A 12,528-nucleotide genomic window follows, 5' to 3' on the forward strand; every position below is an offset into this window, starting at 1 on the left:
TCCGTCCGGTCGGGAGCGCGGCCCCGGTGAGCGTCACCTCGGTCACCGGGGCCGCCCCGATCGGTGCGGCCGCCTCGGTCAGCTCGGTCATTCCGCGTCCCCGTCGTGCCAGCGGCCCAGCGACATCTCCGCCGTGATGCCGGGGCCGAACCCGGCGAGCAGCCCGCGCGCATGCTCATGCGCACCGCCCTCGTCGAACAGCCGGCGCAGCGCGTCCAGGACGACGGCGCTGGCCACGTTGCCGTACTCGGTGAGCGTCGCCCGGCTGAACCGGAACGCGTGCGGGTCGACCTGCAGGAACTTGCTGAGGTCGTCCAGGATGCGGGGGCCGCCCGCATGGATGACGTAGAAGTCCAGGTCGGACGCGTCCCAGCCATGCATACCGGCCAGGTCCTGCAGGGCCGGGGCCAGCGGCTCCATCGTGGCGGGCACCCGCTTGTCCAGCAGGAAGTGGAAGCCGGTCGCCCGGACGTCGTAGGCGATCCAGTCCTCGGTCTTGGGGATCAGGTACGAGCCGTTGCGCTCCAGCCTGACGCCGGTGCCGCCGGTGCCGCGGACCACGGCGGCGGCGATGCCGTCGCCGAACAGGCCGTTGGAGAGCAGCGAGCCGACGCCGAGGTCGGTGGGCTGGTAGCACAGAGAGCAGAACTCGCAGGCCACGATGAGGACGTTGGCGTCCGGGTAGGCCGTGCAGAAGTCGTGCGCACGGTTGATCGCCGCGCCGCCGGCGGCACAGCCCAGCTGGGCTATGGGTATCTGCCGGGTGGTGCTGTCGAAGTCCATCTCGTTGATCAGCCACGCCGTGAGCGAGGGCATCATGAAGCCCGTGCACGAGACGTAGATGATGACATCGATGTCCGAGGTCAGCAGTTCCGCGTCGTCGAGCGCGCGCTGGACGACCGCGGGGACCCGGGCCTTGGCCTCCCGCTCGTAGAGCTTGTTGCGGGCCTCGAACCCCGGGTGCTTCAGGGTCTCCTCGATGGGCTGCACGATGTGCCGGGTGCGCACGCCGGTGTTCTCGATCAGCCGGAGGGCCAGCGGGAGTTGCGGGTGGTCCGCGTGGCGGGAGCGTGCGAGCTCCAGCGTTTCCTCCATCGTGATCACGTGCTCTGGAACGGACACCGAAGGTCTGCACAAAGTCGCCATGAGCCGTGCCTGCTTTCGCCTTCCGGAAGGCCGGTAGCCCCCCGGTCAGAGGGTGGTGCACCCAGAAGGGTGGTCCACCCACGATCACCCGAGAGAGCGACGATCTCTCGCCGGACTACTCCAAACCGGGGACAACGGGTAGGAGTGCGGCAGTGCCCGAAACCCCCACGATCGGAGCAGTGATGACAGCCACGGCCAGGGAACCGCCGGCGTCGACCACCGGAAAGCTCACCCCGGAACCGCAGGCCAACCGGCTTCTGCCGCTCGTAGCCCGGGGAGCGGCGAGCCGGGACACGCTCGCTGCGCCGGCCCTGGAACAGCGGTGGGTGATCGCCGGCGACCGGCGCTCCTGCGAGCATCTGGCGCAAAGCACGGCCGACCGGCCGGCGACCGCGGCGTTCTTCGCCGCGCTCGCCGAGGGCGAGGAACGGGCGGGGGAGCGGCTGGAGGCGTTCGCCGTGGTCCGCGGTGTCGACCGGGCGCGGACCGCGGCCCACGAGCCACCGCCGGGCTGCCAGGCCTGGAGCGGCAGGCCACGGCAGCCGTGCAGGAGGGCCTGGACGAGGGACGGGTCGACGAGGGCCTCGTCCACCGGTACGGCTCCCTGCCGCAGAGCTACGAGGCGATGTTCTGGGACACCTTGTGGGATCGCGACCAGCAGACCCGCTGAGGGGTGCGCCACCCGCTCACCCGGAGGCGGCTCCACTGCTGTGCGCGATGCACGCCACATCGATCCGGTCGGCCAGCTTGGCCAGTTCGATGGTGAGCGCGGCCACCGTGTCCTCGTCGAGACCCTCCTGCCCGGCCTCCACCAGACGCAGCCACCGGCCGCCGACCGTCCGCAGCAGCTTGCTCACGTCGGCCGCGGCCACCTGCAAGGTACCGCGGTCGTCGACGATGAGAGGGAGAGTCACTTCGCGGTTCACAAAGGGGATCGTAGCCGTGGAAGCCTCACGCTCCGTGCCATACCGTGGTGATGTTGCAGAACTCGCGGATTCCGTGCCCGGACAGCTCACGCCCGTAGCCCGACCGCTTGACCCCGCCGAAGGGGAACGCCGGGTGGGAGGCCGTCATCCCGTTGAAGAAGACGCTGCCCGCCTCGATGTCCCGGACGAACCGGTCGACCTCCTTCTCGTCCCGCGTCCACACGTTCGAACTCAGTCCGAACGGCGAGTCGTTGGCGATGAGCACCGCCTCGTCCAGATCCCCGGCCCGGTACAGCGTGGCGACCGGCCCGAAGGCCTCCTCGCGGTGGATGCGCATCTCGCGGGTGATGCCGGCGAGGACGGTCGGCGGGTAGTACCAGCCGGGCCAGTCGGGCCGTGCGCCGCCGCACAGCACGCTCGCGCCGCCCCGCCTGGCGTCGTCCACCAGTTCCTCCAGATCGGACCGGCCCCGCTCGCTGGAGAGCGGCCCCACCTCGGTGTCCTCCTGCATGGGGTCGCCGACCTTCAGCGCCCTCATCCCTTCCACGAAGCGCTCGGCGAAGGCGTCGTGGACGTCGGTGTGCACGATGAACCGCTTGGCCGCGATGCACGACTGGCCGTTGTTCTGCACCCGCGCGGTCACCGCGACCCGGGCGGCCCGGTCGATGTCGGCGGACGGCATCACCACGAAGGGGTCGCTGCCGCCCAGCTCCAGCACGGTCTTCTTGATCATCTCGCCGGCGGTGGAGGCGACCGCCCGGCCCGCCGGCTCGCTGCCGGTGAGGGTGGCCGCCCTGACGCGCTCGTCGCGCAGGATGTCGTCGACCGCGCCCGAGCCGACGAGGAGGGTCTGGAAACAGCCCTCCGGGAAGCCCGCCCGGTGGAACAGGTCCTCCAGGTACAGGGCGGTCTGCGGGACGTTGGAGGCGTGCTTGAGCAGGCCCACGTTGCCCGCCATCAGCGCGGGCGCCGCGAACCGGATCACCTGCCAGAGCGGGAAGTTCCAGGGCATCACCGCCAGCACCGGGCCCAGCGGCCGGTAGCGCACGCGGACCCGCGTGGCGCCGGAGTCCTTCACGTCGGACTCCGCGGGCTCCTCGTCGGCGAGGAGTTCCGCGGCGTGTTCCGCGTACCAGCGCATGGCCTTGGCGCACTTCGCGGCCTCCGCGCGAGCCTGCTTGACCGGCTTGCCCATCTCGGTGGTCATGACCCGGCCGATTTCCTGCTGGTCCTCGTCGAGGAGACCGGCGGCCTTGTTCAGGAGGCGGGCGCGCTCGTCGAAGGCCGTCGTCCGGTAGGTGCGGAACGTGGCCTCCGCCAGCTGGAGCCGGCGTTCGATCTCCTCCTCGCCCATGGCCTCGTACGTCTTGAGCGTCTCGCCGTTCGCCGGGTTCACCGTTGCGATGGGCATGACTGGCCTCCCTGGGAGCGGGCTGTGCTACGACCTTCCCGCGCGGCGGTGACGACCGCAACGCGTGGGCATCTCCTCAGGTCGAGTGCTCCGCCAGGCGGTCGAGAAACGCCGCCTGGGCCGTGACGATCAGCTCCCTGGCCCGGTCCAGGCCGTGCCAGTCCACGCGGTCGAGCTCCGGGAACTCCTGGGTCCGGCCGGACCGCGGCGGCCACTCCATGAGAAAGGTGCCGGGGCTGATCGTCGCCGGGTCCAGGTCGGCCTCGACCGCCCAGGCCGTGACGATCTTGCCGCCCGACTGACGGACCTCGCCGAGCGGAACGGCCTCCCCTTCCGGCGGCGGCAGACCCAGCTCCTCCTGGAACTCGCGGCGGGCGGCCGCCCAGGCCGACTCGTCGGGGGCGTACTCGCCCTTGGGGACGGTCCAGGCTCCCGCGTCCTTCCGGGCGAAGAAGGGGCCGCCCATATGACCGAGCAGGACCTCCAGGCCGTGGTCCGTGCGCCGGAAGAGCAGCAGGCCCGCGCTCCGCCTCTCCCGCCGCTCGGTCACGGCCGTGCCTGAGGCGCGCGGTTCGTGCGGTGCCGCCGTGTCAGCGGCCGGGTCGGGGCGCGGTGGGGTGTCGGCGGGGGGTTCGCGATGTGCCGGAGCCTCACGGCTTCACCTCCGGGTGCGCGGCCAGCAGCGTCTCCACCGTGTCGGCCTCCTGCGGGCGCTTGTCCTCGCGGTAGCGCACGACCCGGGCGAAACGGAGGGTGACACCGGCCGGATAGCGTGTGGACTTCTGCAGGCCGTCGTAGGCAATCTCGACGACCAGTTCGGGGCGCACGGTGACCCCCCAGCCGTTGTCCTCGACGGCCAGCTCCCGCAGCCGCTCGGTCTGCCAGGCCAGCATCGCGTCCGTCATCCCCTTGAAGGTCTTGCCCAGCATGGCGAAGCCGCCGTCGGCGGTGCGGGCGCCCAGGTGCAGGTTGGAGAGCTTGCCGGTGCGGCGGCCGTGACCCCACTCCGCGGCCAGGACGACGAGGTCGAGGGTGTGCACGGGTTTGACCTTGAGCCAGGAGGCGCCGCGCCGCCCCGCGCTGTAGGGAGCGTCGAGGGCCTTGACGACGACCCCCTCATGGCCGCGTTCCAGCGTGTCGGCGAGGAACCGCTCGGCCTCGGCGGTGTCGTCCGGCCCGGAGACCAGGGTGCGCCTGACCCGCATCGGCTCGGGGACCAGGCGGGCCAGTTCGGCGTGCCGTTCGGCGAACGGCAGGTCGAGCAGGTCGCGGTCGTCGACCGACAGGGCGTCGAAGAAGACGGGGGAGACGGGAACCGTCTCGGCGGCGGTGGCCACGTCCACGCGGGAGCCGACCCGCCCGGCGGTCTCCTGGAACGAGCGCGGGCGCCCGTCCGCGCCGAAGGAGATGACCTCGCCGTCCAGGATGAAGCGCTCGCCCTTCAGGTCCAGGGCGGCCGAGGTGACTTCCGGCAGCCGGTCGGTGATGTCGTCCAGGGTGCGGGTGTATATACGCACCATGTCGCCGTCCCGGTGGACCTGTACCCGGATACCGTCCAGTTTCTCCTCGGCCGCGCTCGCGCCGAGCTTGTCGACCGCCTCGGCCACCGAGGAGGCGCTGTGCGCAAGCATCGGCAGGACGGGACGGCCGACGGTGAGCCGGAAGCGGTCCAGCGCCGTGGGGCCGGCGGCCAGCAGGGCCTGGGCCACGGTCTGCAGCGACCCGGCCAGCATCACCGCCCTGCGCACATCGGCCGGCGGTGCGCCGGTCGCCTGGGCCAGACCTTCGACGGCGACGGCGTCCAGCGCCCCCTGCCGCACCTCACCGGTGAGCAGCCCCAGCAGGAACCGCTGCTCGTCCTCGGTGGCCGCGCCCATCAACGCGCCTACGATCCGTGTTCGTTCGGCCTGGGAGCCGGCGCCGGACACCTTGCCGAGCTCGGTGAGGCGGGCGTCCACCTCGCGCACGGTGAGCGACGGCCCGGCGGCGGGGACGACCCGGCGGCCGAGCACCTTCCAGCCGACGCCGAGCCGGCCCTGCGGCAGCCTCCCCGCGAGATAGGGGATGACGATCGGCACGTCGTCCGCCTCGGCGTCCCGGAACAGCTCGGCGAGCAGGGCGATCTTCCGGGACCGCGCCGAAGTGGCGGCGACCTCCCGCGACACCTGGGCCAGCCGGGCAAGCAGCATGCAGCAATGGTGCACCGGAGGACGACGCTCCACACCCGGGCGGCAGCACAAGGCCGGGCGCCTCCCGCGTCACCGGCCAGAGAGCTGCGTCACCGGCGAGAGAGCTGCGCTCGCCGCACCACCGACCGCACCAGGGAGGGCGACCGCCTGACCGGACGCGCGACCGTGCCGATGGAGAAGGAGGCCTCAGCCGGCCGCGTCCAGGTCGGCGAAGGTCGTCGGCCGCTGCCGGATTGACAAACGCCTTTGCCGATTCTGCAATACGGTCATGAGTACGGTCACGAGTACGGACGACGTTCTGGCGGGCGTGGGCCCCAGGCTGCGGCGGATCCGCAAGGACCGGGAGGTGACTTTGGCGGCGCTGTCGGAGACGACGGGCATCTCGGTCAGCACGCTCTCCCGGCTGGAGTCCGGTCTGCGCAGGCCCAGCCTGGAACTGCTGCTGCCGATCGCGCAGGCCCACCGGGTGCCCTTGGACGAGCTGGTGGGGGCACCGCCGGTCGGGGATCCCCGGGTGCGGGCCGAGCCGGTCGTGCGGCACGGCCGCACCCACTGGCCGCTGACCCGGCAGCCCGGCGGTCTGCGGGCCTTCAAAGTGCTCGAACCCCGGCGCAGGACGGAACCCGACCCCCGCACCCACGAGGGATACGAGTGGCTCTACGTGCTGTCCGGCAGGCTGCGGCTGGTGCTGGGGGAGCACGACGTGGTGCTGACCGCCGGGGAGGCGGCCGAGTTCGACACCCGGGTGCCGCACTGGTTCGGGTCCACGGGGGAGGGGCCGGTGGAGTTCCTCAGCCTGTTCGGGCCGCAGGGGGAACGCATGCACGTACGCGCCCGGCCGTCGAAGCGTGGTGAAGGCGACTGACCCGTACTGTTCCCAGATGGGCAAGCGACCGCTTAGTATGCGGTCGAAGCAGTCGGATGAAGCAGTCGGACGAGGCAGTCCCGTGGAGGCGGCGCATGCAGGCATGGCGAGTGCACGAGAACGGCGAGCCGAGTGAGGTGATGCGGCTGGAGGACGCCGAGGCGCCCGTGCCCGGCGAGGGCCAGGTGCTGCTCAAGGTGCGTGCCGCCAACATCAACTTCCCGGACGCGCTGCTGTGCCGCGGCCAGTACCAGGTCCGGCCGCCGCTGCCCTTCACCCCGGGCGTGGAGATCTGCGGCGAGACCGAGGACGGGCGCCGGGTGCTCGCCAACCCGGCACTTCCGTACGGCGGGTTCGCCGAGTACGCCGTGGCGGATGCCGCCGCCCTGCTGCCCGCCCCGGAGGCGCTGGACGACGCCGAGGCGGCCGCGCTGCACATCGGGTACCAGACGGGCTGGTTCGGGCTGCATCGCCGGGCCCACCTGGAGGCCGGGGAGACGCTGCTCGTCCACGCTGCCGCAGGAGGGGTCGGCAGCGCGGCCGTGCAGCTCGGCAAGGCCGCCGGGGCGAGGGTCATCGGTGTCGTCGGCGGGGCCGACAAGGCCGCCGTCGCCCGGGAACTCGGCTGCGACGTGGTGATCGACCGGCGCGGCGAGGACGTCATCGCCTCGGTGAAGGAGGCCACCGGAGGCCGGGGCGCCGATGTGATCTACGACCCGGTCGGCGGCGCGGCCTACGCCCAGTCCGCCAAGGTCGTCGCCTTCGAGGGCCGGATCGTCGTGGTCGGTTTCGCCAGTGGCACGATCCCCAGCCCGGCACTCAACCACGCCCTGGTGAAGAACTACTCGATCCTCGGCCTGCACTGGGGCCTGTACAACACCAAGAATCCCAAGCTGATCCAGCACTGCCACGAGCAGCTCACCGAACTGGCCACCCGCGGCGCGGTCAGGCCGCTGGTGAGCGAGCGGGTGCCGCTGACGGGGGCCGCGGCCGCCGTGCAGCGGGTCGCCGACGGTGTCACCACCGGCCGCGTCGCCGTGCTGCCCGCGCCGGAGAACGGAGCCGTCGCATGACCGACGCAGCCGAACTGCGCCGCCGTACCCAGGAGTTGCTGGCGGCGAACCCGCCCGCCGAGACGGGCCGGACCGACTTCCTCAAGGCCCGCTTCGACGCGGGACTGGCCTGGGTCCACTATCCCGAGGGCCTGGGCGGACTGGGCGTGCCGCGCTCCCTCCAGGCCGTCGTGGACGCCGAGCTGGAGGCCGCGGGCGCCCCCGACAACGACCCGCGCCGCATCGGCATCGGCCTCGGCATGGCCGCGCCGACCATCCTGCGCTACGGCACCGAGGAGCAGAAACGGCGCTATCTGCGCCCGCTCTGGGTGGGGGAGGAGGTCTGGTGCCAGCTCTTCAGCGAGCCCGGCGCGGGCTCGGACCTGGCCGCGCTCGGTACCCGGGCCGTCCGTGAGGGCGACACCTGGGTGGTCAACGGGCAGAAGGTGTGGACCTCCAGCGCCCATCTCGCGCGCTGGGCCATCCTCATCGCCCGTACCGACCCGGACGTGCCCAAGCACCAGGGGATCACCTACTTCGTCTGCGACATGACCGACCCGGGCGTCGAGGTGCGGGCGCTGCGCCAGATCACCGGAGAGGCCGAGTTCAACGAGGTCTTCCTGACCGACGTCCGCATCCCGGACGCCCGTCGGCTCGGCGAGGTCGGCGACGGCTGGCGGGTCGCCCAGACCACGCTCATGAACGAGCGCGTGTCCATCGGCGGCATGCGGCTGCCCCGGGAGGGCGGCATGATCGGCCCGGTCGCGAACACCTGGCGGGAACGCCCGGAACTGCGCACCCACGATCTGCACCAGCGGCTGCTGACGCTGTGGGTGGAGGCCGAGGTCGCCCGCCTCACCGGCGAACGGCTGCGCCAGCAGCTCGTGGCCGGCCAGCCCGGCCCGGAGGGCTCCGGCATGAAGCTCGCCTTCGCCCGGCTCAACCAGGAGATCAGCGGCCTGGAGGTGGAACTCCGCGGCGAGGAGGGGCTGTTGTACGACGACTGGACCATGCGCCGCCCCGAACTGGTCGACTTCACCGGTCGCGACGCCGGCTACCGCTACCTGCGCTCGAAGGGCAACAGCATCGAGGGCGGGACCAACGAGGTCCTGCTGAACATCGTCGCCGAGCGTGTTCTGGGCCTGCCCGCGGAGCCGCGCACCGACAAGGACGTCGCCTGGAAGGACCTGGCCCGATGAGCACTGACCCCGACCTGCTGTACTCGGAGGAGGAAGAGGCGCTGCGCGCCGCCGTCCGGGACCTGCTCACCGACCACTGCGACGCGGCCGGCGTGATCGCGCGCATGGAGTCCGACGCCCCGCACGACCTCGCGCTGTGGAAGTCGCTCACCGAGGGCATGGGGCTGGCCGGTCTGCTGGTACCCGAGGAACTGGGCGGCCAGGGCGCCACGCACCGGGAAGTGGCCGTGGTGCTGGAGGAGCTGGGGCGTGCGGTGGCTCCGGTTCCGTATCTCACGAGTGCGGTCGTCGCCACCGAGGCACTGCTGGCCTGCGGCGGGGAGGAAGCGGCCGGGCTGCTGACCCGGCTGGCGTCCGGCCGGACCGTCGGGGCTCTCGCGGTCGGGCTGCACACCGCCCCGGGCGGCGCCGTCAAGGCCGTGCGGCAGGACGACGGCCGGCTGCACGGGGAGCTGACCTCGATCGCCGACGCGGCGGTCGCGGACGTGCTGCTGGTGCCCGCCGAGGACGGTGGACTGTACGCCGTGGACACCTCCGACGCGGCCGTCACCGTCGCCGCGCAGGTGCCGCTGGACCTGACCCGGCCGCCGGCGAAGGTGGTCCTCGACGGCGCGCCCGGCCGTCGGCTGGGCGACGCCGAGCCCGCCGTACGACGGGCCCTGCGGGCCGGCGCCGGGCTGCTTGCCTCCGAGCAACTCGGCGTGGCCGACTGGGCGTTGACCGAGACGGTGCGTTACCTCAAGGAGCGCAAGCAGTTCAACCGGCCGGTCGGCGGCTTCCAGGCGCTCAAGCACCGGCTCGCCCAGCTCTGGCTGGAGGTCGTCAGCCTCCGCGCGGCCGCCCGGGGCGCCGCGGACGCGCTGGCCACGGGCCGGGACGTCGACGTGGCGGTGCCTGTCGCCCAGGCTTACGCCGCGCCCGTCGCCGTGCGCGCCACCGAGGAGGCGCTGCAGCTGCACGGCGGCATCGGCATGACGTGGGAGCACCCGGTCCACCTCCATCTGAAGCGGGCCAAGGCCGACTCGATCGCCTACGGCACGGCGGGCGCCCACCGCGAGGCGCTGGCCGAACTGGTCGACCTCCGAGCCCCCTGACGTCCACGCGGAAGGCCCGCCCCGGCCTCGGGCGGGCCTTCCGGCACGCCCGGGGCCGGGGACCACGCCGGCGCCGCGCCCGGTGAGGTGAACACGGCGCGGCCATCCAGCCAACTCCCTTTACATCAGGGCCCTTTGAGCAAGCCAGGCCGCATACTCCCTTGAGGTCCGGTACGGCACATCAAGGGAGGCAGAGCATGGCCCTCACCACCCGCCGCAGAGCCCTCACCACCCTCGGCGCCGCCCTGGCCGGCGCGGTCGCGCCGCCCGCCGCCTCGCGCGCGGTCGCGGCCGACGCCCACCACGGCAGGCGCCCGCTGTGGCGCGCGCACGCCCACAACGACTACGAGCATCCCCGCCCGCTCTTCGACGCGCTCGGCCACCGCTTCGGCAGTGTCGAGGCCGACATCCACCTCGTGGGCGACCAGCTCCTGGTCGCCCACGATCCGGTCGAACTCGACCCGCGGCGCACCCTCGAGTCCCTCTACCTCGCCCCGCTGGCCGCCCGTGTCAGGGCCAATCACGGCTGTATGTACCGGGGTTGGCGCAGACCCCTGCAACTGCTCATCGACATCAAGACCGAGGGCTCCTCGACGTACCTGGAACTCGACCGGCATCTGAGGCGCTACCCGCACCTGTTCACGACGTACATGCACGGGCACGTGCGGCCGGGCCCGGTCACCGCCGTCGTCTCCGGCGACCGGGCGGCCCGTACGCCCATGGAGGCGCAGACCGAGCGGCGGGCCTTCTACGACGGCCGCCTCACCGACCTCGGCAGCCCGGCGCCCGCTTCCTTCGTCCCGCTGATCTCCGACAACTGGACGCTGAACTTCACCTGGCTCGGGGAGGGTCCCTTCCCGGACGCCGAGCGGCTCAAGCTGCGGAGCATCGTGCGGGAGGCCCATGCGCACGAGCAGAAGGTGCGATTCTGGGCCACGCCGGACACGGCGGGCCCCGCGCGCGAGGCGCTGTGGAGCGAACTGTTCGCCGCCGGCGTCGACTACCTCAACACCGACGACCTCGCCGGCCTGGAGGCGTTCCTCGACGCCCACGAGCGGCCGTAGAACCACACGTTCGGCGGACACGTCAGCCGCCCGGACGAACCCTCCGCTACGCCACACTTGCGGCCGAAAGCCGCGAAGTGGGCGTGGCGGAGGAGGTTGACGATGGCCATTTCCATCTCTGTGGTGGTGCTGCTCCTGATCCTTGCGGTGGTGTTCCTGCGTAACGGCGCGCTGAAGATCTCGCACGCCCTGGTCTGCGTTCTGCTCGGCTTCTATTTGGCCGGTTCGAGCATGGCGCCGACCATTCACCAAGGGCTGGCGGCGACGGCGCAGATCGTCAGCAGTCTGCGTCCCTGACTCAGGAGGCGGGGAAGACCCCGATACCGTTGGCGACCGCCCGCTCGGCACCCCCGCTCGGGTGGTTGAGCACGCTCACCCCGCTCTCGCCCCCCTCCCGGGCGACCAGTGTCGTGGAGCCGCCGCCGTCGAGGTTGAAGCCGTCGCTGGCGCCCACGTCGCGCAGCACCACGGCGAGTTCCGCGACCGTGAGGCCGGTGCGGTACGCCGACCCCCCGTCCAGCGCGAGCAGGAACAACCGGTGACCGCCGTCCCCGATGCCCGCGGCGGTGCGCACGGCCGACGTCGTGTCGTCGAGGCCCGACAGCGGCATCCCGTACCGCAGCACCGGGAAGCCACCGACGGCGAAGGCGTACGGGACCCCCGAGGAGGCCGCGACCAGGTGGTGCTGCACCTGTACCGCATCGCCCTCGGACAGCTTGCGCAGCTGCTGTGCCCCCGCCTCGCGGCCGACGAGCACGGTGGTGCCCGCCGGGATCGTGCCGCTGCCCGGCTCGTCCGACGTGGCGACGACCCGGCCGTCCGTCACGGTCACCTCGTAGGTGTCGGTGCTGCACGGCGCGCCCCTGCTGGAGTCGGTGCCGCACGTGGCCCGGGCCCGCGAGACGCCGCCCCAGTCGGAGGTGTACGCCCCGATCGAATCCTCGGGCAGCGCGTACTGGTTGAGGCCGCGCAGCTCGAGCTTCCCCTGAGGGGTGCTCACCGAGCCGGCGAGGGTGAGCCGGTCCAGCCGGGCGGTGCGGTCCGTGCCCACCCCGAGCACGTCCTCGGTGCCGGTGCCCGGCGGCAGCGCGGGGCCGAAGCGCTGCGCGCGGGGCACCGCGGCCTTGAGCGTGTGCCCGGCGGCGATCTCCGGGCCGACGGACGAGCCGGTCGCCTCGACGCCCGGGTGCTCCGACTCGGTGATGTTGAAGAAGTCGCCGTTGACGCCCGCCAGTGCGCCCTGCGCGTCGGCGAGTTTGGACACGGCGCCCCGTGCCGCCACTGCGTCCGGGTGCAGCAGATCGACCCTGACGTGCTTGTTGTCCAGGTCGACGCTGACCAGGTGTGCGCGCGTGGTGCCGTGTGCCGCGTCGAGGTCGAACTCGGTGTACTCGACGCCCGGGGCGATCTCCTCGGCCCGTAGCGCACCGCTGGCCGGTGCCGCCCCCACGAGGGCCGTACCGGCCAGTGAGCCGCATGCCACGAGAACCGTCAGTGCCGTTCTGAGCCGTCGGTAGCGACGTGTCACGGTGCCCCCTGATGTCTCGTCAACTTGCCCAGGACTCAGGGGAAGTGCATCAGA

Annotated in this window: 12 protein-coding genes and 1 pseudogene; 7 read left to right on the forward strand and 6 right to left on the reverse strand. The window is 72.3% G+C overall.

Annotated elements, in window-relative coordinates; genetic code table 11:
- Positions 1-87: 87 nt before the first annotated feature.
- Positions 88-1,155: pseudogene (locus AB0A61_RS07810) on the reverse strand (type III polyketide synthase); the annotation flags it as partial.
- Positions 1,156-1,690: 535 nt separating this feature from the next.
- Here AB0A61_RS07810 and AB0A61_RS07815 point away from each other — a divergent pair.
- A complete protein-coding gene (locus AB0A61_RS07815) occupies positions 1,691-1,816 on the forward strand; it encodes a hypothetical protein (RefSeq protein ID WP_361287797.1) in 126 nt (41 codons plus the stop codon).
- Between the two features lie 16 nt (positions 1,817-1,832).
- Here AB0A61_RS07815 and AB0A61_RS07820 read toward each other — a convergent pair whose 3' ends face one another.
- The 4 genes from AB0A61_RS07820 to AB0A61_RS07835 form a co-directional block, all read right to left on the reverse strand.
- Positions 1,833-2,072 (reverse strand): DUF6213 family protein, encoded by a 240-nt coding sequence (locus AB0A61_RS07820; RefSeq protein ID WP_028423261.1) that lies wholly within the window; start codon positions 2,070-2,072, stop codon positions 1,833-1,835.
- A gap of 25 nt (positions 2,073-2,097) precedes the next feature.
- The gene (locus tag AB0A61_RS07825; RefSeq protein WP_361287800.1) at positions 2,098-3,483 is read right to left on the reverse strand and encodes an NADP-dependent succinic semialdehyde dehydrogenase; all 1,386 of its coding nucleotides are present in this window, start codon (positions 3,481-3,483) and stop codon (positions 2,098-2,100) included.
- Positions 3,484-3,559: 76 nt separating this feature from the next.
- Complete coding sequence (locus AB0A61_RS07830; protein ID WP_361287803.1) at positions 3,560-4,033, reverse strand: NUDIX domain-containing protein; 474 nt, start codon at positions 4,031-4,033, stop codon at positions 3,560-3,562.
- Positions 4,034-4,133: 100 nt separating this feature from the next.
- Positions 4,134-5,672: an ATP-dependent DNA ligase gene (locus AB0A61_RS07835; RefSeq protein WP_361287806.1), complete on the reverse strand. Its 1,539-nt coding sequence runs from the start codon at positions 5,670-5,672 to the stop codon at positions 4,134-4,136.
- A gap of 268 nt (positions 5,673-5,940) precedes the next feature.
- On the opposite strand from AB0A61_RS07835, the gene AB0A61_RS07840 reads away from it, so the two are divergent.
- The 6 genes from AB0A61_RS07840 (at position 5,941) to AB0A61_RS07865 (ending at position 11,243) form a co-directional block, all read left to right on the forward strand.
- Entirely contained in the window at positions 5,941-6,537 is a 597-nt protein-coding gene (locus AB0A61_RS07840; RefSeq protein ID WP_361287809.1) for an XRE family transcriptional regulator, read from the forward strand.
- Between the two features lie 95 nt (positions 6,538-6,632).
- A complete protein-coding gene (locus tag AB0A61_RS07845; RefSeq protein ID WP_361287812.1) occupies positions 6,633-7,610 on the forward strand; it encodes an NADPH:quinone oxidoreductase family protein in 978 nt (325 codons plus the stop codon).
- Positions 7,607-8,788, forward strand: a complete 1,182-nt coding sequence (locus tag AB0A61_RS07850; protein ID WP_361287815.1) for an acyl-CoA dehydrogenase family protein — start codon at positions 7,607-7,609, stop codon at positions 8,786-8,788. Before AB0A61_RS07845 ends, AB0A61_RS07850 begins: the two co-directional genes overlap by 4 nt.
- Positions 8,785-9,882: an acyl-CoA dehydrogenase family protein gene (locus AB0A61_RS07855; protein ID WP_361287818.1), complete on the forward strand. Its 1,098-nt coding sequence runs from the start codon at positions 8,785-8,787 to the stop codon at positions 9,880-9,882. Before AB0A61_RS07850 ends, AB0A61_RS07855 begins: the two co-directional genes overlap by 4 nt.
- Positions 9,883-10,079: 197 nt before the next feature.
- Positions 10,080-10,946 carry a phosphatidylinositol-specific phospholipase C/glycerophosphodiester phosphodiesterase family protein gene (locus AB0A61_RS07860; RefSeq protein ID WP_361287821.1) on the forward strand — a complete coding sequence of 289 codons (867 nt, stop codon included), beginning with the start codon at positions 10,080-10,082 and terminating at the stop codon, positions 10,944-10,946.
- 102 nt (positions 10,947-11,048) lie between these two features.
- On the forward strand, positions 11,049-11,243 hold the full coding sequence (locus tag AB0A61_RS07865) for a hypothetical protein (RefSeq protein ID WP_361287824.1): 195 nt from the start codon (positions 11,049-11,051) through the stop codon (positions 11,241-11,243).
- 1 nt (position 11,244) lies between these two features.
- Here the strand turns inward: AB0A61_RS07865 and AB0A61_RS07870 are convergent, their stop codons facing one another.
- Positions 11,245-12,474 carry a phosphodiester glycosidase family protein gene (locus AB0A61_RS07870; protein WP_361287827.1) on the reverse strand — a complete coding sequence of 410 codons (1,230 nt, stop codon included), beginning with the start codon at positions 12,472-12,474 and terminating at the stop codon, positions 11,245-11,247.
- Positions 12,475-12,528 lie beyond the last annotated feature (54 nt).

It is taken from the genome of Streptomyces sp. NPDC046197 (assembly GCF_040646295.1).
GTDB lineage: Bacteria > Actinomycetota > Actinomycetes > Streptomycetales > Streptomycetaceae > Streptomyces.